We start from the raw sequence: 17,831 nt of genomic DNA on the forward strand, positions 1-17,831 counted from the left end.
CCGCCGGCGGCGCGGTTCACAGCGGCGGTGCCGCGTAGAACCGCTCCGTCCGGTCCACCGACATCTTGAAACGTTCGTCGAAGTCTTCACGGATGAGCGTCCGGGTCACATAGTCCTGGACGCTCATTCCGCGTTTCGAGGCGTGCTGCCGAAGGCGCTCCAGCAGTTCCCCGTCCATACGCAGGCTGAGCACTCCCGATCCCATACCGCCACGGTCCTCTCACGCCCTGGTCAGGCGGGTCACTTTCCGCTGCGTCCTCACTCGGAAGGGTGAGGCGGATGGTCACAGGTGTACGGGCTTTCATTAGAGAGGGTAATGAGTTATGCTAACGAACATGCCGGAACTGTCCCTGGGCGACGACGCTGCCGCCGACGCCGACGCCGTGAACGCGCTGCGGTCCGCCGTGATGCGGCTGTCCCGCCGACTCAAGCACCAGCGGGTCGACGAGTCGCTCAGCCCCACCGAGATGTCGGTGCTCGGCACCCTTGCCCGGTGCGGTCACGCCACCCCCGGCGAGCTGGCGCGCAAGGAGCATGTCCAGCCGCCGTCGATGACCCGCATCGTCGCGATGCTGGAGGCCAAGGGCCTGGTCCGGCTCGAACCGCACCCGGACGACCGCCGTCAGAAGGTCGTCACCCAGACCGAACAGGCCGAGGCGATGCTCGAAGAGAGCCGCCGCAAACGCAACGCGTGGCTGAGTGAGCTGGCCTCCGGGCTGGACGAGGACGAGTGGGCCGCACTGCGGACCGCCGCACCCGTGCTGGAGAAGCTCGCCCAGCTGTAGAGACCGAGCGCCGAGGAGGCGAACCCACTTTGAGTACGGGATCCGGAGCAGACTCCGCCCCCGCACCGATACCCGACGACTCCACCGTCACCGACGCCGCGACCGCGCCCCCCACAGGTACCAAGGGCACCGCCGCCGAATCGCGCGGGGGGATGTTCCGTTCGCTGCGCGTCCGAAACTACCGACTGTTCGCCACCGGCCAGGTCGTCTCCAACACCGGCACCTGGATGCAGCGCATCGCCCAGGACTGGCTGGTCGTCAGCATCACCGGCTCGTCCGCCGCCGTCGGCATCACCACCGCCCTCCAGTTCCTGCCCATGCTGCTCTTCGGGCTGTACGGGGGCGTGATCGCCGACCGGGTCTCCAAGCGCAAGCTGCTGCTGGTCACCCAGGCGTCGATGGGCCTGACCGGCCTGGTGCTGGCCGTACTGACCCTCAGCGGGAACGTCGCGGTCTGGCACGTCTACCTGATGGCCTTCGTGCTCGGCCTGATCACTGTCGTCGACAACCCGGCGCGGCAGGCGTTCGTGGCCGAGATGGTCGGCCCGGACGACCTGCGCAACGCCGTCAGCCTGAACTCCGCCAACTTCCAGTCCGCCCGGCTCATCGGCCCCGCCGTGGCCGGTGCGCTGATCACCTCCCTCGGCAGCGGCTGGGCCTTCCTCCTGAACGGCCTGTCCTTCCTCGCGCCGCTCGCCGGACTGCTGCTGATGCGCAGCGGTGAGCTGCACACGGTCGACCGCGCGCCACGCGGCAAGGGCCAGCTGCGGGAAGGCGTGCGCTATGTCGCGGGCCGCCCCGAGCTGATCTGGCCGATCGTCCTGATCGGTTTCATCGGCACCTTCGGCTTCAACTTCCCGATCTGGCTGACCGCCTTCGCCGACAAGATCTTCCACGGCGGCGCCGGCATGTACGCCTGGTTCAACGGCCTGATGGCGGTCGGCTCGCTGGCGGGCGCCCTGCTCGCGGCCCGGCGCAGCACCTCGCGGCTGCGGCTGCTGGTGGGCGCGGCGCTGCTGTTCGGCGTCCTGGAGATGGCCGCGGCCCTCTCACCGACCGCCTGGGTCTTCGGGGCGCTGCTGATCGTCGTCGGCGTCGTCGGCCTGACGATCAACGTCACGGCCAACTCCAGCGTGCAGATGGCGACCGATCCGCTGATGCGCGGGCGGGTGATGAGCCTGTTCATGATGGTCTTCATGGGCGGTACGCCGCTGGGCGCGCCCCTGGTCGGCTGGGTCACCGACGCGTACGGCGCCCGGATCGGCTTCCTCGCGGGCGGCCTGGTCTCCGCCCTGGCGGCGGCCGGCGTGGGCCTGGTGCTGACCCGTGCGGGCGGCCTGCGGGTCCGGATCGACCTGCGGCGCGGCCACCAGCACGTACGGTTCGTACCGCGCGAGCGGGACGGCGAACCGGAGCGGCTGGCCGCGGCGGCCTGAGGCAGGCGTACGGCGGCCGGGGCCGGGAACGCGGGCGCACCGCGGTCCCGGCCCCGCCGCCCGCCCCGTGCGCGACACTGACCGCATGAGACTCTTCGCCGCCGTACTGCCGCCCGAGGCCGCCGTCGACGAACTCGACGTCCGGGTACGCCGGTTGCGTACCCTCCCGGACGCGGACCGGCTGCGCTGGACCGGGCGGTCCGGCTGGCACTTCACCCTCGCCTTCTACGGCGAGGTGCCCGACACCACCCTGCCCGACCTGCACGAACGGCTGGCCCGGGCCGCGCGGCGGTACGAGCCCTTCCCGCTCGGCCTCAAGGGCGGCGGGCGCTTCGCGGACCGGGTGGTGTGGGCCGGGGCGGACGGCGGCCTGCCCGCCCTGCGCAAGCTGGCGGACTCGGCCACGGCAGCGGCCCGCCGGGCCGGGCTGGAGATGTCCGGCCACCGCGCGTACACCCCGCACCTGACCGTCGCGCGCAATCGCGCGGAAGCCCTCGACCTCGAACCGTTCGTCGACGGCCTGGCGGACTTCGAGGGCAGCGCGTGGACGGTACGGGAACTGGCGCTCGTCCGCAGCCGCCTGCCGGTCTCCGGGGTGGCGGGCGAGCAGCCCCGGTACGAGACGGTGGCGGCCTGGCCGCTGGGTAGGCGAGCGGGCCGGTTACGCTCGAAGGGTGGACCCCAAAACCCGTAACCGGATCATGTCCGGCCTGTTCGCCGTGCTGCTCGTCGTCGTGATCGTGGCGGCCGCCCTGCGCTGACCCGCCGGACGGCCCCGACGACACCCTTCGCGGACTCGTCCCACCAGGCGAATCACCCGGCAGGCCGCCCCGTGGAGCACCACCGGCTCACCAGGCGAACGCCTCCGGCGACGCCCCGGTGCCGGGGAAGATCTCGTCCAGCGAGTCCAGCAGCTCGGCCGAGAGCTCCAGCTCCACGGCGCGCAGCGCGCTGTCGAGCTGTTCGGTGGTCCGCGGCCCGACGATGGGCCCCGTCACACCGGGCCGGGTGAGCAGCCAGGCCAGCGCGACCTCGCCGGGGTGCAGTCCGTGCTTGTCGAGCAGGGCCTCGTAGGACTCGATCTGCGCGCGGACCGCGGAGTTCGCCAGTGCCCCGGCCGAGCGGCCCCCGTTCGTACGGGCGCCGCCGCCCTCGCGTTCCTTGCGCACGGCGCCGCCGAGCAGGCCGCCGTGCAGCGGCGACCACGGGATGACGCCGAGGCCGTAGGACTGCGCGGCCGGGATCACCTCCATCTCGGCGCGGCGCTCGGCGAGGTTGTACAGGCACTGCTCGCTGACCAGGCCGAGCGAGCCACGGCGCGCGGCGGTCTCGTTGGCCTGCGCGATGTGCCAGCCCGCGTGGTTGGAGGACCCGGCGTACAGGATCTTGCCCTGCTGCACCAGGACGTCGACGGCCTGCCATATCTCGTCCCACGGCGTGTGCCGGTCCACGTGGTGGAACTGGTACAGGTCGATGTAGTCGGTGTTCAGCCGCTTGAGGCTGGCGTCCACCGCCCGCCGGATGTTCAGCGCGGAGAGGCGGTCGTGGTTGGGCCAGACCCGCTCGCCGTCGCCGCCCATGTTGCCGTAGACCTTGGTGGCGAGCACGGTCTTGTCGCGGCGGCCGCCGCCCTGGGCGAACCAGGAGCCGACGATCTCCTCGGTGCGGCCCTTGCTGTCGCCCCATCCGTAGACGTTGGCGGTGTCGAGGAAGTTGACGCCCGCGGCGAGCGCGGCGTCCATGATGGCGTGGCTGTCGGCTTCGTCCGTCTGGGGGCCGAAGTTCATGGTGCCGAGGACGAGTCGGCTGACCTTGAGTCCGGTGCGTCCGAGCTGCGTGTACTCCATGGGGCCCTAGCCAACGCCTTGGAGTGCGCTCGAATCAAGGAGTGTGCCGCACCCCGTGGCCCTCAGTTCCCTGCCGCCGCGTACGGGGCGCCCACGTCCCACGCCTGGTGCAGGGCGTCGGCGAAGGCCGCCGCGAGCAGGTGCTCGCCCGAGGCGGAGGGGTGCGTGCCGTCGTAGGTGTCCCGGTCCAGGTCGTATCCGTCCGGGTGGGAGGCCAGCAGCAGCGGTGAGGCAGGGGTGGACAGGTCCGCGACGGCCTTGGCCAGCAGCTCGTTGAAGCGCTCGCACTCGGTGGCGAAGGGGGTGTCGGACAGGGCGCGGGTGTTCGGGATGACGGGCAGCAGCACGGCCCGTACGCCCGCGTGGGCGGCCCGCGCCTCCGCGACGAAGCGGTGCACGTTCGCGGCGGTCTGCTCCGCGTCCGTGTAGAAGCCGAGGTCTATCAGCCCGAGCGAGACCAGCAGCGTGTCGGCCTTGTGCTTGCGCACCGCGTCGCCGATCAGCGGCGCCATGTGGCACCAGCCCTCGCCCCAGCCGGCGAGGTGGCGCCGGGCGCGCTCGGGGAAGTCCGGGTCGCGGTAGGCGTGCGAGACCGCCGCGTCGGCGGACACGTCGTACAGCTCGGTACGCGGTCCGACGATGCGGTAGGGGCCGCCGAAGGTCCGGTTGAGGTGCTGCCACATCCGGTAGCGCCAGGTGAAGTCGCCGGCGCTGCCGATCGTCATCGAGTCACCGACGAACATCACACGCATACGACCTCCCGGCCGCCCGGCCCGGGCGCGCCGGAGTGCGCTGTCGGGGTGGTCATGCGGAGATCATAAGGAGCCGGGCGCTCCGGGTGGCGGGCGGGGCGAGCCGCGTCCGGTGCCCGGACGGGCGGGTACCGGACGGGTACGGCCCCCGGGACGGGGCCGGACGGCACCGCCGGGCCGCCGAAGTGGGAGGCTGTGCCCATGCGTTCGCTACTGTGCGCGGCCGGGGCCGCGGGAATTGTGCTGTTCGCGGCGGCCGGGCCGGCGGCGGCCGACGACGGGGGAGGGGCCGAGGGGTTCACGATCGAGGACCGGCGGATCACCGAGTCCAGCGGGCTGGCGGCCAGCCGGGCCCACCCCGGCGTGTACTGGACCCACAACGACAGTGACGACGGGCCGTACGTCTACGCCGTGGACGGCCGGACCGGCCGTACGGTCGCGACCGTCACCCTGCGCGGCATCGGCGACCCGCGCGACGTGGAGGCGATCTCGGTCGGCCCGGACGGCAACGTCTACGTCGGTGACATCGGTGACAACCTCGGCGGCACCTGGAAGCACGTCTGGATCTACCGCTTCCCCGAGCCGGAGCAGCTCCGCGACCAGACCGTCACCGCGGCACAGCTCACGGTCAAGTACGACGAGGGCCCGCGGGACGCCGAGGCGATGATGGTGCACCCCAGGACGGGGCGGGTCTACATCGCCAGCAAGAAGAAGAGCGGGGGCGCGGCCCTGTACGAGGGCCCCGAGCGGCTGTCGGCGCGCGGCACGAACACCTTCCGCCGGGTCGCGGGCATCGACCAGTGGGTGACGGACGGCGCGTTCTCGCCGGACGGCACGCGGCTGCTGCTGCGCGGCTATTTCGGCGCGGAGATGTACCGCTGGGAAGGCGGCCGGCCCAAGGACATCGGCAGCGTGGGCGTGCCCCTGCAGATGCAGGGCGAGTCGGTGACCTTCACTCCCGACGGGCGGACGCTGCTGTTCGGGTCGGAGGGCAAGGGCAGCCGGGTGCAGCCGGTGGGGCTCAGCGGCGACCAGCTGCCGGAGTCGGCGAAGAAGGGCGACGGTAAGGGCGACGGCGACGGGCCCGGTAAGGGGGACGCGGCCGACGGCAGCCAGGACGAGGCGGGCCAGAACCGCAACGTACTGCTGGCGGCGGCGACGTTCGGGGTGGCGACGGTGGTGGTGCTGGCGCTGCGGCGGATGTTCCGGCGCCGGTGACCGTCCGGCGGCCGCCGGACGCGGGTGGCTGAGCGGCGCGCTCAGCCGCCGCGCTTCTCGATGTACGCCGCGCAGCCGTCCAGCAGCCGCCCGAGGCCCAGTTCGAACAGCCCGTCGCCGTCGTAGTCCTCGTCGAACGCGAAGGTGTCCTCGGAGAGCCCGGCGAGGTGCGGGTAGCGGCCGCTCTCCATCGCCCGGACGAGGAACGGGCCCTGGATCTTCCACCACTCGTCCTCGGTGATGCCGGTGCGCTTCTCCGCCGTCGCCGAGCTCAGCCGGGTGCGGGCCGCGCCCGCGACATAGCCCTCCACGATCATCAGCAGCCGGATCTTCTCCGGGTCGGGCAGGGTGAGGCCGGACATCCCGCGGATCGTGTGCTCCAGCACCTCCACCGAATTGGGGCCCAGCAGCGGGCGGGTCTGGTCGACCTGGAGCAGCCAGGGGTGGCGGTGGTGGAGCTGCCAGGCGCGGCGTGCGACGTTCTCCAGGACGGCCCGCCAGCCGGCCTCGGGGCCGGGGAACGCGTCGGCGCCGAACTCCGCGATCTTGTCGAGCATCAGGTCCAGCAGCTCGCCCTTGCCCGGTACGTAGCGGTAGAGCGACATGGTGCCGACGCCCAGTTCGGTGGCGACCCGGCGCATCGAGACGGCGCCGATCCCCTCGGCGTCGGCGACCGCGACCGCGGCGGTGACGATCCGGTCGAGGGTCAGGCCGGGTTTGGGGCCGCGGCTGGGCCGCTCGCCGGTGCCCCAGAGCAGCTCCATGCTGCGTGCCGCGTCGCCGCTGCCGCTGTGTTCTGTCGTCATGGTGCGCTCAGTGTAAGCCGCCGGGAAAAAACCGAGTACGTCGTACGCGGTCTCAGGTACGGTGTACGCGTAACTGGGTACGCCGTACTCGGAACGGGGGTGTGCGGCGTACCCGTCCGGACACAGAGGAAGGACGGGGGAACGCATGCGGACGACCGGAACGGCGGTCCTGGCGGAGGGACTGGCCAAGCGGTACGGGGCCGAGCGGGCGCTCGACGGCTTCGACCTCGCCGTGCGGCGCGGCACCGTACAGGGCCTGCTCGGCCCCAACGGCGCGGGCAAGACCACCGCCGTACGCATCCTGGCGACGCTGCTGCGCCTGGACGGCGGGCGGGCGGTGGTCGCCGGGCACGACGTGGCGCGCGAGCCGCACGCCGTACGCAAGCGGATCGGTCTGGCCGGGCAGTACGCCGCCGTCGACGAGATCCTGACCGGGCGGCAGAACCTGGAGATGTTCGGGCGGCTCTTCCACCTCGACGGGCGGCGGGCCCGGGCCCGCGCGGACGAGCTGCTGGAGCGCTTCGGCCTGTCCGACGCGGCCGGCATGCAGGTCAAGGCCTACAGCGGTGGCATGCGGCGGCGCCTGGACCTGGCGTCCAGCGTGCTGCTCGCACCCGAGGTGCTGTTTCTGGACGAGCCGACCACCGGACTCGACCCGCGCAGCCGCAACGAGGTCTGGGAGACCGTCCGTGACCTGGTCGCGGGCGGCACGACGGTCCTGCTGACCACCCAATACCTCGACGAGGCCGACCAGCTGGCCGACCGGATCGCCGTCATCGACCACGGCCGGACCGTCGCGGAGGACACCCCGGACGGGCTCAAGCACGGCATCGGCGGCGACCGCGTCCAGGTGGTGCTCCGCGACGCCGCCGAGCTGCCGCGGGCGGCGGGGATCGTGGCGCGGGTGGCCGCGGACGGCGCCGCGCCGGACACGGACGTGGCGGAACGGCGGGTCGGCGCGCCGGTGACGGACGGCGTGGCGGCGCTCACCGCGGTGGCGCGGGCGCTCCAGGACGCGGGGCTGGACGTGGCGGACATCGGGCTGCGGCGGCCGACGCTGGACGAGGTCTTCCTGCGGCTGACGGGACACCGTACGGAGGCCGCCGCGGACGCGACCGCCCCCGCGCGCCGGACGGAGACCGCCGCATGAGCGCCCCCACCGGAGCCCCCGCGCTCGCCCCCGCCCCCGAACGGCGCCTGTACTGGGCCTTCGCCGACTGCTGGACCATCGTCCGCCGCGACCTGACCCACCTCGTCAAGCAACCCGTCAACATCGCCTGGCAGCTCGGCTTCCCGATCGTCTCCGTCCTGCTCTTCGTCTACGTCTTCGGCAGCGCGATGGACGTCGGCGGCGAGGGCTCCTACCGGGACTACGCCATGCCCGGCATGTTCGCCATGACCATGGCCTTCGGCTTCATGAACACCGCGATGCTGGTCGCGGTCGAGAAGGACCGGGGCGTGACCGACCGTTTCCGTTCGATGCCGATGGCGCGTTCGGCGGTGGTCAGCGGGCGGGGCGTGGCGGACGTGTGCGGCGCCGCGCTGGATCTCGCGGTGCTGGCGGCGATCGCCGTCGTCGTCGGCTGGCGCTCGGACGGCGGCGTGCTCGCCACCCTGGCCGCCTTCGCCCTGCTGCTGCACCTGCGCTTCGCGCTCATCTGGGTCGGTGTGCTGCTGGGCCTGCTGGTGCCCAACCAGGAGGCAGCGGGCGGGCTGTTCGCGCTGGCCTTCCCGTTCGGCATGATCTCCAGCGTCTTCACACCGCCGTCGATGATGCCGGACTGGCTGGGCGCCATCGCGATGTGGAACCCGGTCTCCTCCACGGCGAACGCCGTCCGTGAACTCTTCGGCCGTCCCGGCACGTTGGGGGACAGCTGGATCGAACAGCACGCCCTGCTGATGGCCGTGGTCTGGCCGCTCGCTCTCACGGCGGTCTTCCTGCCGCTGGCGGTACGGCGCTTCCAGCGGCTCAGCCGCTGAGGGGCCGCGCCCCTTCCGGGAACGCCGTCCGGGCCTCGGGCGGATGCGCTACCCCGGAACGCCGTCCGGCCCCGGCGGATTCGACCCGCCGGGGCCCGGACGCGTGCCGCGGTACTTCCTACAGCTTGCCGATGACGTGGTCGACGCAGGCGGTCAGCGCCTCGACGTCCGCCGGGTCGACCGCCGGGAACATCGCCACCCGCAGCTGGTTGCGGCCCAGCTTGCGGTACGGCTCGGTGTCGACGATGCCGTTGGCGCGCAGCGCCTTGGCGACGGCGGCCGCGTCGATCTCGTCGTCGAAGTCGATGGTGCCGATGACCTGCGAACGCTTGGCCGGATCGGTGACGAACGGCGTCGCGTACTTGGAGTCCTCGGCCCAGCCGTACAGCGTGCGCGAGGAGGCCGCGGTGCGCCGTACCGCCCAGTCCAGGCCGCCCTGGCCGTTGATCCACTCCAGCTGCTCGTTGAGCAGGAACAGGGTGGCCAGCGACGGGGTGTTGTACGTCTGGTTCTTCAGCGAGTTGTCGATCGCCGTCGGCAGCGAGAAGAACTCCGGGATGTGCCGGCCGGAGGCGTGGACGCTGCGGGCGCGCTCCAGGGCGGCGGGCGAGAAGACGCCGATCCACAGGCCGCCGTCGGAGGCGAAGGACTTCTGCGGCGCGAAGTAGTACACGTCGGTCTGCGCGATGTCCACGGGCAGGCCGCCGGCGCCGGAGGTGGCGTCCACCAGCACCAGCGAGCCGTCGTCCGCGCCCGCGACACGCTGGACGGGGGCGGCGACGCCGGTGGAGGTCTCGTTGTGGGTGAAGGCGTAGACGTCCACGCCCTGCTCCGCCTCGGGCTCCGGGTGGCTGCCCGGGTCGGCGGAGATCGTGGTCGGCCCGGCCAGCCACGGCGCCAGCTTCGCGGCCTTGGCGAACTTCGAGGAGAACTCGCCGAAGGTCAGGTGCTGGGACTTGTTCTCGATCAGGCCGTGGGTCGCGATGTCCCAGAACGCGGTGGAACCGCCGTTGCCGAGGACGACCTCGTACCCCTCGGGCAGCTGGAACAGGTCACGTACGCCGTCGCGGACCCTGCCGACCAGGTTCTTGACCGGTGCCTGGCGGTGGGACGTACCGAGAAGAGAACTTCCGGTGGCGGCGAGGGCGTCGAGCGCCTCCGTACGCACCTTGGAGGGGCCCGCGCCGAAGCGACCGTCGGCGGGCTTGATGTCAGCGGGAATCTGGATATCAGCCACGGGCGAAGCGTAATCCGTCACGGGGTCCGGTCAGGACCAGGGTCCACCGGGTGAGACGGAACGGGTGCCGCCGTCCGGCACGGGTCCGGCTGCCCGACGTCCGCGTACAGGGCGGTGACCGAGGCGGCGGCCCGCGCCAGCTCCGCCCGGGCCTCCGGCGGGCCCAGCACCTCCAGGGACGTGCTGAACTGGAGCAACTGGCGTACCGCACGCAGCTCCTGCAACGCCAGTTCGACCGTCACCCACGTCCCGCCGGTGTCCTGCGGCGGCTCCGCCAGCGCCGTACCGATGATGCGGACGAACAGGTCCAGGCGGGACCGGAGCACCCGGGCCGTCACCCGCAGCCCGGCCTGCCGGGTCTCCACCTGCTGCCGCAGCGCCTCCCACGCGTCGGCCAGCTCCACACCGTCGCGGCGCCGCACGGGCGTGTCGAGCACGGTGGCCGCGACCACCCGGTCGGCCCGGAACAGCCGGCCGCGCCGCCGCCGGTCCGCGACGAGGTACCAGGTCCCGGCCTTGGAGACCAGCCCGTACGGATCGACGGTGTACGTACGCGGGTCGGTCTCGCCGCTGTGCCGGTACCGCAGCCGCAGCCGCCGGTCGGCGAAGACCGCGGTGTGCAGGGCGTCCAGCTCCACGGCCGGCTGCGGCCCCGAGAGCCAGCGCCCGGGATCGACCAGGATGCGGCGGCTGGTCAGCTCGGCGGCCGGCCGGTGCGGCGCGGGCAGCGCGGCCATCACCTTGCGCAGCGCGGAGCCGAGCGCGTCGTCCAGCCCGAGCGCGTGGTGCGCCCCCTCGGCGGCCAGCACGAACAGCGCCCGCGCCTCGTCGGTGGTCAGCCCGGTCACGTCCGTACGGAATCCCGGCAGCAGCGCGATGCCGCCGTGCCGCCCCCGCTCCGCGTACACGGGCACGCCGGCCGCCGACAGGGACTCGACGTCGCGGTAGATCGTCCGTACGGACACCTCCAGCCGCGTCGCGAGCTCGGTGGCCGGGACCCGGCCGCGGGTCTGGAGGAGCAGGAGGATCGAGAGGAGGCGGTCGGATTTCACGCGGTTCAGTCTTCCGGAGGAGGGGAGGGTGAGCGTGGCGGGTGAGCTGGCGGGGGCCTGGTGGAAAACCTGACGGCCGGTGTCAGGTTATGGCGGGACCGTGGCGGTATGAAGACCACGCACAGCGATGCCGCATCCGCCTCTGTATCCGCCTCCGTCTCCGCGTCCGCCTCCTCTGGCGTGCCCGCTCCGTACACGCTCTCCGAGCTGGCCGACCGCGTCACCGGCGTCGTCCTCGTCCCCGGTGACGACGGGTACGCAGCGGAACGGGCCGGGTTCCAGACCGGGCATGTCCACCGTCCTTCGGTGATCGTCGGGGCGGACACGGCGGCGGACGTCGTGGCGGCGGTGCGGTACGCCGGGGCCAACGGGCTGCCGGTGTCCGTGCAGTCGACCGGGCACGGGCTGTCGGCGGCCTCCGACGGGGGTGTGCTGGTCAGCATGCGCCGGATGGACGAGGTGCGGGTCGACGCCGAGGCGCGCACCGTGTGGGCCGGGGCGGGCGCGCTCTGGGCCGATGTCATCGAGGAGGCCGCGCCGCACGGGCTGGCGCCGGTGAACGGGTCGTCGCCCGGCGTGGGGGTGGTGGGCTACACGCTCGGGGGCGGGCTCGGCATCCTGGGCCGGGAGTTCGGTTACGCGTCGGACCGGGTGCGGCTGGTGGAAGTGGTCACCGCGGACGGCGTACTGCGCTGGGTCACGCCGGAGCGCGACGCCGGACTGTTCCGGGCGCTGCTCGGCGGCGGGCGCGGGCTGGGGGTGGTGACCGGCCTGGAGTTCGGGCTGGTGCCGGTGGAGCGGGTGTACGGCGGCCAACTGGTCTTCGGCGCCGACCTGATGGACGAGGCGCTGGCCGCGTACCTGGCCTGGACCGAGGACCTGCCCGACGCGCTGACCTCGTCGGTCGGCCTGATCGCGTACCCGGACGTCCCGGCGGTGCCCGGCCATCTGCGCGGCCGCCACCTCGCGCAGATCCGGATCGCTTGCACGGGACCGGAGGCCGAGGGCGAGCGGCTGGTCGCGCCGCTGTGCGCGGTCGGGCCGCGGGTGGCCGACACGCTGCGCGACATGCCGTACGCCGAGTCGCACACCATCCACCAGGACCCGGAGACGCCGCACGCCTACGACGGCGACAGCATTCTGCTCAGCGGGCTGGACGCGGCGGAACTGCGCGAGGTGACCGCGCTGACCGGGCCGGACGCCCCGATGATGACCGTGGTGCAGCTCAACCACCTCGGTGGCGCGCTCGCCACCGGCGGCGGCTCGGTCGGCCACCGGGACGCGCGGTACCTGCTGCGCCTGCTGTCGCCGCTGGACGGCACGGACGTCGCGGCCGTACGGGCCCTGCACGCGCGGGTGCGGGCGGTGCTGGCGCCCAGGGCGGTCGGCCGCAGCGTCAACTTCCTGTTCGGTGATCACGGTGACGCGGTGGCCGACGCGTACGAGGAGGACGTGTACCGGCGGCTGACCGCCGCCAAGGCGGCGTACGACCCGGAGAACCTGTTCCGCGCGTAACCGGGCGGCACCCGGACACAGGACGGGAAAACGGAAGGGCGCGCCCCCGGCGGAGTGGGCAGGCTGGGGGCATGGCTGATCTTACGAAGACACCCGGGACACCGGACGGTACGCGGGAACTGGCCCGGGAGTTGGCGGACGCCGTACGCGGCGAGGTCTCGTTCGCCGCCGGGGACCGGGCGCTGATGACGATGGACGCCTCCAACTACCGCCGGGTGCCGCGGGCGGTGGTCGCGCCACGGGACGCGGAGGACGTCGCCGCCGCCCTGCGGGTGTGCCGGGAGCACGGCGTGCCGGTGGTGCCGCGCGGCGGCGGGACGAGCATCGCCGGGCAGGCCACCGGCGTCGGCGTGGTGCTGGACTTCACCCGGCACCTGCGGCGCATCGTGTCGCTGGACGCCGAGGCGGCTACGGCGGTCGTCCAGCCGGGCGTGGTCCTGGACGACCTGCGGGCGGCGGCCGGCGCGCACGGCCTGACCTTCGGGCCCGACCCGTCCACCCACAGCCGCTGCACCCTCGGCGGCATGATCGGCAACAACTCCTGCGGCTCGCACTCGGTGGCGTGGGGCACCACCGCCGACAGCGTGCGCGAGCTGGAGGTGCTGACGTACGGGGGCGAGCGGCTGCGTGCCGGGCGGGGCGCGGCGGCACTTGACGCGCTCCCGCAGCGGCTGCGGGACGGCGTACGGTCCCTGGTCAACGGCGATCTCGCGCTGCTGCGCACCGGCTACCCCGAACTCCCGCGCCGCATCTCCGGTTACGCGCTGGACGCCCTGCTGCCCGAGAAGGGCAGCGACCTGGCACGGGCGCTCACCGGCAGCGAGGGCACGCTCGGAGTCCTGACCGAGGCCACCGTCAGCCTGGTCAGGCCGCCCGCCGCCAAGGCACTGGCGGTCCTCGGATACGCGGACGAGAGCGACGCCGCCGAGGCGGCGCACACGCTGCTCCCATGGGGGTCCCCCCGGTCGAGCGAAGCCGAGAGTGGGGGAGGCCCCTTGACCGTCGAGGGCATGGCGGCCGACCTGGTGGGGGACGCGACCGGCCTGCCCAAGGGCGGGGCCTGGCTGTTCGTCGAGATGGGCGGCGCGACGCCCGCCGAGGCGCTCGCCCGCGCCGAGGAACTGTGCCGGAGCGCGGGCGCGGCCACCACCGATCACACGGTGGTGACCGACCCGGCACGGCAGCGCGCCCTGTGGCGGGTGCGCGAGGACGCGGCCGGGACCGCGACCCGCATGCCGGACGGCTCCGAGGCGTGGCCCGGCTGGGAGGACTGCGCGGTGCCGCCCGCGCGGCTCGGTGCCTACCTGCGGGACTTCCGGGCCCTGCTGGCCCAGCACGGCCTGCGCGGCACGCCGTACGGGCACTTCGGGGACGGCTGCATCCACGTCCGTATCGATTTCGACCTGCTCAGCGCGCCCGGGATCCGCCGGTTCCGCGAGTTCTCCTGCGACCTGGGCGACCTGGTCGTGGCGCACGGCGGCTCGCTCTCCGGCGAGCACGGCGACGGGCAGGCGCGCGCCGAACTGCTGCCCAAGATGTACGGCGGCGAACTGGTCGGCCTCTTCGAACGCTTCAAGGACCTGTGGGACCCGGCGGGCGGCCTCAACCCCGGCATGCTGGTCCGGCCGGACCGGATGGACGAGAACCTGCGCTTCGCGCCACTGCCGCGGAAGCCGGTGGACGTCGAGTTCGGCTACCCGCACGACAGCGGGGACTTCTCGGCGGCCGTCCGGCGCTGCGTCGGCGTTGCCAAGTGCCGTAACAGCGTCCCCGGCGGATCGGCCGTCATGTGCCCGTCGTACCGCGCCACCGGCGAGGAACAGCACTCCACCCGGGGCCGCGCCCGGCTGCTGCACGAGATGCTCGCGGGCGAGGTGATCACCGACGGCTGGCGCTCCGAGGAGGTACGGGACGCGCTGGACCTGTGCCTGTCCTGCAAGGGCTGCCGCAGCGACTGCCCGGTGGGCGTGGACATGGCCACGTACAAGGCCGAGTTCCTGCACCACCACTACGCGGGACGGCTGCGGCCCGCCGCGCACTACTCGATGGGCCGCCTGCCGCGCTGGCTGCGCGCGGCGGCTCCCGTCGCGCCGCTGCTCAACGCGCTGGCCAGGACACCGCTGGCCGGAGCGGGCAAACGCCTCGGCGGGATCGCACCGCAGCGGGCGATCCCGGAACTGGCCGGTGAGCCGTTCGTACGGTGGTGGTCGAAGCGGAGGGCCCCGGAGGGGCCGGTGGGCGTGGGCATGGCCCCGGAACGGCCGGCGCTCCTGTTGTGGCCGGACACCTTCACCAACTACCTCGTCCCCGAGGTGGGCCGCGCCGCCGTCCACGTCCTGGAGGCCGCCGGACTCGACGTCCGCCTGCCCGCGGCGGGCCGCCGCCGGGCGTCGCTGTGCTGCGGCCTCACGTACGTCTCCACCGGGCAGCTCGATCAGGCGCGCGCGGTCATGCGCCGGACGGTGGACGCCCTCGACCCGCTGCTGGCGGACGGCACCCCGCTGACCGTCCTCGAACCGAGCTGTGCGGCCGCGCTCCGCACCGACCTGCCCGAACTCCTCTCCGACGACCCGCGGGCCGCGCGGGTGGCCGCGTCCGTACGGACCTTCGCGCAGACCCTGGAGGAACAGGCACCCGCCTGGGAGCCGCCGCGCGTGGACCGCCCGGCCGTCGGCCAGACCCACTGCCACCAGCACGCCGTACTCGGCGAGGCGGCCGAACAGCGCTTGCGCGCCCGTGCCGGGCTGGACGGCGGGCTGAGCGGCGGCTGCTGCGGACTGGCCGGGAACTTCGGCTTCGAGCGCGGCCACTACGACGTGTCCGTGGCCTGCGCGGAAGAACAGCTCCTGCCGTCCGTACGGGAAGCGGAACCGGGGGCGGAGGTGCTCGCGGACGGCTTCTCCTGCCGCACCCAGATCGGCCAGCTCACCGGGCGGCGTGCGCGGCACCTGGCGGAGGTGCTGGCGGAGGGGCTGGCCGGCGAGCCGGCGGAGGAGCCGCCGTCGCGGCCCTGACGGTACGGAACGTCATGGTCCGAGGTGACTGCCCGCCCGGTACATCGGCAGGTGGACATCACATTTCACGGCGCGGGAGACGGGCCTTAGCGTGTGCGTGTGAACGAGTCGCGCCACGAGTCCAGCAGCCTCCCGCCCATACCTCCGGTCCCGGAGCCGGTGCCGGTCACGGTCCCGGCCTCCGAGGCGGTCCCGGCCTCCGCCGAGGTCCGGGCCGCCGAGCAGGACGCGGCGGCGGGCGGGCGCCTGACGTCCGTGGCGCTGGTCATCGGCGGCATCATCTCGCTCCAGTTCGGCGCCTCGGTCGCGGTCCTGCTCTTCCCGCGGGCCGGCGCGCTCGGCGTGGTCACCCTCCGGCTGGTCGTCGCCGCGCTCGTCCTGTTGATCGCCTGCCGCCCGCGGCTGCGCGGTTACTCGCGGGGCGACTGGGCCACGGTCCTCGCCTTCGGCGTCGCGCTGGTCGGCATGAACTCCCTCTTCTACGAGGCGATCGACCGCATCCCGCTGGGCGCCGCCGTCACCCTGGAGTTCATGGGCCCCCTGATCCTGTCGGTGGTCACCTCGCGCCGGGCGCTGAGCCTGGTGTGGGCAGCGCTCGCGCTGGGCGGAGTGGTCCTGCTCGGCCGGGAGGGCTTCGACGGACTCGACCCGCTCGGCGCCGGACTGGCCCTCACGGCCGGTGCCCTGTGGGCCGCGTACATCCTGCTGTCCTCCCGTACCGGACAGCGCTTCCCGCAGGCGGACGGGCTGGCCCTGGCGATGACGGTGGCGGCGCTGCTGAGCCTGCCGCTCGGCATCTACACCGCCGGTACGGCCCTGCTGGACCCGGCCACGATCGGCCTGGGCGCCGCCGTCGCCCTGCTCTCCTCGGTCACGCCGTACACCCTCGAACTGCTCGCCCTGCGCAAACTCCCGGCCTCCGGCTTCGCGGTGATGATGAGCTTGGAACCGGCCGCCGGTGCGCTCGCGGGGTTCCTGGTGCTGCACCAGTCGCTGGGCTGGGCTGAGGTGGTGGCTATCGGGCTGGTGGTGCTGGCGAGTGTGGGGGCTGTGCGGAGTGCGGGTGGGGCGGGGGAGGGGTGAGGTTTTCGCGCTTCGCGCGGGGGTTGCGCCGACGCGCGGCTTGCACGGGTTTCGTCGGGCGGCGGCCAGGGGAGCTGCCACATCGGAGTGCGTGGGCGCGTGATGCCGATGCTGTACAGGTCTCCGTCTCTGGACGCCGATGATCACCGTGTCCTCGCGGGCGAACACCAGCGTGGACACAGAACGGGACATGCGTCCGTTACCGTCCTTCCACGGGTGGATGTTGACCAAGTTCAAGTGGGCCATCGAGGCACGCACGTGCACCGGGGCGTCGAGGTCACCGTGGTTGAGCCAGTCGCGTCGTCCACGGTCGCGGCGTAGCCCTCGATGGTGTTCGATCCGGCGATCGCCCGCGCGGTCAGGTTCCGCCGCAGCTGTCCCGACCAGGGAGGCGAGCGGTCCGGGCTGGACGAGCGCATGGTCTTCGCGCTGCTGTCGGCGTTCTGGGGATCGAAGGTGCGCCGCACCGTCTACCAGCGGGACGCCGCTCTCCGATCAGCAGGCCATTCGCGACATCCGTGAACTGGTCCGCTTGGGGTGGCTGGTGCCGTATGGCAAGGCCCGGGCCTGTTTCTATGGTTCCGGGCCTCGGATGGACGTCGCCCAGCGGGAGATTCGCCAGTCTGTGGCCCCCCACGCGGAGCCGTATGGGGGCGGTAGGGGTGTCTGGCGCGTCCCGGTGTCGGGGGGCTTACGCGCTGCGCGCTGCGCGCGCGGGTTTGTGGTTGACGTTTGGCTCGCATGGGTTCGTTGTGGTGGCGGGGGCGCGCAGGGGGCCAACTCCTCGGCACCGTGTACGTCGCCCAGGGTGTGTTGGTGAACGAGGGCTCCCGGCTGCCTGCGGGGATGGCCCCCTACACGCCCCCTCCGGCCGGATTGGCGAGCCGGGGTCGGTGGGGGGAGTTCTTCGATCACCCTGGTGTCCGCCCTCCTGGTGGAGAGGCGCACGGGGTGGATGGCGGTAAGGCGGCTGTGCTGGCCTGGCCGTATGCCATGGGCTCGGGATTGGCCTGGCCTGGCTTGGTTGGTGATGTACCCGGCCCGATCGCGCGGGATCGTCGCCCTCCGGCCAGGGCTCGGGGTCACGTAGGGGGCTCCCCGCAGGC

The 17,831-nt window shown here is 73.0% G+C and carries 16 protein-coding genes and 1 pseudogene; 10 read left to right on the forward strand and 7 right to left on the reverse strand.

Going from position 1 to position 17,831, the window contains the following annotated elements; translation table 11 throughout:
* Window positions 1-16: 16 nt before the first annotated feature.
* Entirely contained in the window at window positions 17-205 is a 189-nt protein-coding gene (locus JXZ78_RS13875) for a ribbon-helix-helix protein, CopG family (protein ID WP_078624588.1), read from the reverse strand.
* 130 nt (window positions 206-335) lie between these two features.
* Here JXZ78_RS13875 and JXZ78_RS13880 point away from each other — a divergent pair, with 130 nt between their 5' ends.
* The 3 genes from JXZ78_RS13880 to thpR all read left to right on the forward strand — a co-directional run bounded on the left by JXZ78_RS13880 (window position 336) and on the right by thpR (window position 2,915).
* Window positions 336-785 carry a MarR family winged helix-turn-helix transcriptional regulator gene (locus JXZ78_RS13880; RefSeq protein WP_030023605.1) on the forward strand — a complete coding sequence of 150 codons (450 nt, stop codon included), beginning with the start codon at window positions 336-338 and terminating at the stop codon, window positions 783-785.
* Between the two features lie 29 nt (window positions 786-814).
* Window positions 815-2,221 carry an MFS transporter gene (locus JXZ78_RS13885; RefSeq protein ID WP_030023607.1) on the forward strand — a complete coding sequence of 469 codons (1,407 nt, stop codon included), beginning with the start codon at window positions 815-817 and terminating at the stop codon, window positions 2,219-2,221.
* A gap of 85 nt (window positions 2,222-2,306) precedes the next feature.
* Window positions 2,307-2,915 carry an RNA 2',3'-cyclic phosphodiesterase gene (thpR, locus tag JXZ78_RS13890; RefSeq protein WP_050502916.1) on the forward strand — a complete coding sequence of 203 codons (609 nt, stop codon included), beginning with the start codon at window positions 2,307-2,309 and terminating at the stop codon, window positions 2,913-2,915.
* A gap of 154 nt (window positions 2,916-3,069) precedes the next feature.
* Here thpR and JXZ78_RS13895 read toward each other — a convergent pair whose 3' ends face one another.
* Together JXZ78_RS13895 and JXZ78_RS13900 are read right to left on the reverse strand one after the other, a co-directional pair.
* Complete coding sequence (locus JXZ78_RS13895; protein WP_030023610.1) at window positions 3,070-4,068, reverse strand: aldo/keto reductase; 999 nt, start codon at window positions 4,066-4,068, stop codon at window positions 3,070-3,072.
* 62 nt (window positions 4,069-4,130) lie between these two features.
* A complete protein-coding gene (locus JXZ78_RS13900; RefSeq protein ID WP_030023611.1) occupies window positions 4,131-4,820 on the reverse strand; it encodes a GDSL-type esterase/lipase family protein in 690 nt (229 codons plus the stop codon).
* A gap of 201 nt (window positions 4,821-5,021) precedes the next feature.
* On the opposite strand from JXZ78_RS13900, the gene JXZ78_RS13905 reads away from it, so the two are divergent.
* On the forward strand, window positions 5,022-6,038 hold the full coding sequence (locus JXZ78_RS13905) for an esterase-like activity of phytase family protein (RefSeq protein ID WP_030023613.1): 1,017 nt from the start codon (window positions 5,022-5,024) through the stop codon (window positions 6,036-6,038).
* A gap of 41 nt (window positions 6,039-6,079) precedes the next feature.
* On the opposite strand, the gene JXZ78_RS13910 is transcribed toward JXZ78_RS13905, so the two are convergent.
* Window positions 6,080-6,844, reverse strand: coding sequence for a TetR/AcrR family transcriptional regulator (locus JXZ78_RS13910; RefSeq protein ID WP_030023614.1), 765 nt, complete (start codon window positions 6,842-6,844; stop codon window positions 6,080-6,082).
* 145 nt (window positions 6,845-6,989) lie between these two features.
* Here JXZ78_RS13910 and JXZ78_RS13915 point away from each other — a divergent pair, with 145 nt between their 5' ends.
* Together JXZ78_RS13915 and JXZ78_RS13920 are read left to right on the forward strand one after the other, a co-directional pair.
* Window positions 6,990-7,994, forward strand: a complete 1,005-nt coding sequence (locus JXZ78_RS13915) for a daunorubicin resistance protein DrrA family ABC transporter ATP-binding protein (RefSeq protein ID WP_030023615.1) — start codon at window positions 6,990-6,992, stop codon at window positions 7,992-7,994.
* Entirely contained in the window at window positions 7,991-8,824 is an 834-nt protein-coding gene (locus tag JXZ78_RS13920) for an ABC transporter permease (protein ID WP_030023616.1), read from the forward strand. Before JXZ78_RS13915 ends, JXZ78_RS13920 begins: the two co-directional genes overlap by 4 nt.
* Window positions 8,825-8,942: 118 nt before the next feature.
* Here JXZ78_RS13920 and serC read toward each other — a convergent pair whose 3' ends face one another.
* Window positions 8,943-10,061: a phosphoserine transaminase gene (gene serC / locus JXZ78_RS13925; protein WP_030023617.1), complete on the reverse strand. Its 1,119-nt coding sequence runs from the start codon at window positions 10,059-10,061 to the stop codon at window positions 8,943-8,945.
* Window positions 10,062-10,078: 17 nt separating this feature from the next.
* A complete protein-coding gene (locus JXZ78_RS13930; RefSeq protein ID WP_078624589.1) occupies window positions 10,079-11,113 on the reverse strand; it encodes a helix-turn-helix transcriptional regulator in 1,035 nt (344 codons plus the stop codon).
* 108 nt (window positions 11,114-11,221) lie between these two features.
* Here JXZ78_RS13930 and JXZ78_RS13935 point away from each other — a divergent pair, with 108 nt between their 5' ends.
* The 3 genes from JXZ78_RS13935 to JXZ78_RS13945 all read left to right on the forward strand — a co-directional run bounded on the left by JXZ78_RS13935 (window position 11,222) and on the right by JXZ78_RS13945 (window position 16,725).
* Window positions 11,222-12,628, forward strand: coding sequence for an FAD-binding oxidoreductase (locus JXZ78_RS13935; protein WP_030023620.1), 1,407 nt, complete (start codon window positions 11,222-11,224; stop codon window positions 12,626-12,628).
* Between the two features lie 71 nt (window positions 12,629-12,699).
* On the forward strand, window positions 12,700-15,642 hold the full coding sequence (locus JXZ78_RS13940) for an FAD-binding and (Fe-S)-binding domain-containing protein (RefSeq protein ID WP_030023621.1): 2,943 nt from the start codon (window positions 12,700-12,702) through the stop codon (window positions 15,640-15,642).
* A gap of 99 nt (window positions 15,643-15,741) precedes the next feature.
* Window positions 15,742-16,725 carry an EamA family transporter gene (locus JXZ78_RS13945; RefSeq protein ID WP_372498421.1) on the forward strand — a complete coding sequence of 328 codons (984 nt, stop codon included), beginning with the start codon at window positions 15,742-15,744 and terminating at the stop codon, window positions 16,723-16,725.
* A gap of 156 nt (window positions 16,726-16,881) precedes the next feature.
* Here the strand turns inward: JXZ78_RS13945 and JXZ78_RS41250 are convergent.
* Window positions 16,882-17,022 (reverse strand): annotated as a pseudogene (locus JXZ78_RS41250) (Fic family protein); the annotation flags it as partial.
* A gap of 30 nt (window positions 17,023-17,052) precedes the next feature.
* On the opposite strand from JXZ78_RS41250, the gene JXZ78_RS13955 reads away from it, so the two are divergent.
* Window positions 17,053-17,247: a hypothetical protein gene (locus JXZ78_RS13955; RefSeq protein WP_030023623.1), complete on the forward strand. Its 195-nt coding sequence runs from the start codon at window positions 17,053-17,055 to the stop codon at window positions 17,245-17,247.
* Window positions 17,248-17,831 lie beyond the last annotated feature (584 nt).

Origin of the sequence: Streptomyces monomycini, assembly GCF_022271435.1 — a bacterium.
Taxonomy (GTDB): domain Bacteria; phylum Actinomycetota; class Actinomycetes; order Streptomycetales; family Streptomycetaceae; genus Streptomyces; species Streptomyces monomycini.

Bases quoted from the DNA above. Each gene is read 5' to 3' on its own strand.
- JXZ78_RS13935 (WP_030023620.1), top strand. From the start codon at position 11,222: ATGAAGACCACGCACAGCGATGCCGCATCCGCCTCTGTATCCGCCTCC.
- JXZ78_RS13940 (WP_030023621.1), top strand. From the start codon at position 12,700: ATGGCTGATCTTACGAAGACACCCGGGACACCGGACGGTACGCGGGAA.
- JXZ78_RS13920 (WP_030023616.1), top strand. From the start codon at position 7,991: ATGAGCGCCCCCACCGGAGCCCCCGCGCTCGCCCCCGCCCCCGAACGG.
- JXZ78_RS13905 (WP_030023613.1), top strand. From the start codon at position 5,022: ATGCGTTCGCTACTGTGCGCGGCCGGGGCCGCGGGAATTGTGCTGTTC.
- JXZ78_RS13895 (WP_030023610.1), bottom strand. From the start codon at position 4,068: ATGGAGTACACGCAGCTCGGACGCACCGGACTCAAGGTCAGCCGACTC.
- JXZ78_RS13910 (WP_030023614.1), bottom strand. From the start codon at position 6,844: ATGACGACAGAACACAGCGGCAGCGGCGACGCGGCACGCAGCATGGAG.
- JXZ78_RS13880 (WP_030023605.1), top strand. From the start codon at position 336: ATGCCGGAACTGTCCCTGGGCGACGACGCTGCCGCCGACGCCGACGCC.
- thpR (WP_050502916.1), top strand. From the start codon at position 2,307: ATGAGACTCTTCGCCGCCGTACTGCCGCCCGAGGCCGCCGTCGACGAA.
- JXZ78_RS13875 (WP_078624588.1), bottom strand. From the start codon at position 205: ATGGGATCGGGAGTGCTCAGCCTGCGTATGGACGGGGAACTGCTGGAG.
- JXZ78_RS13955 (WP_030023623.1), top strand. From the start codon at position 17,053: ATGGTGTTCGATCCGGCGATCGCCCGCGCGGTCAGGTTCCGCCGCAGC.
- JXZ78_RS13915 (WP_030023615.1), top strand. From the start codon at position 6,990: ATGCGGACGACCGGAACGGCGGTCCTGGCGGAGGGACTGGCCAAGCGG.
- JXZ78_RS13900 (WP_030023611.1), bottom strand. From the start codon at position 4,820: ATGCGTGTGATGTTCGTCGGTGACTCGATGACGATCGGCAGCGCCGGC.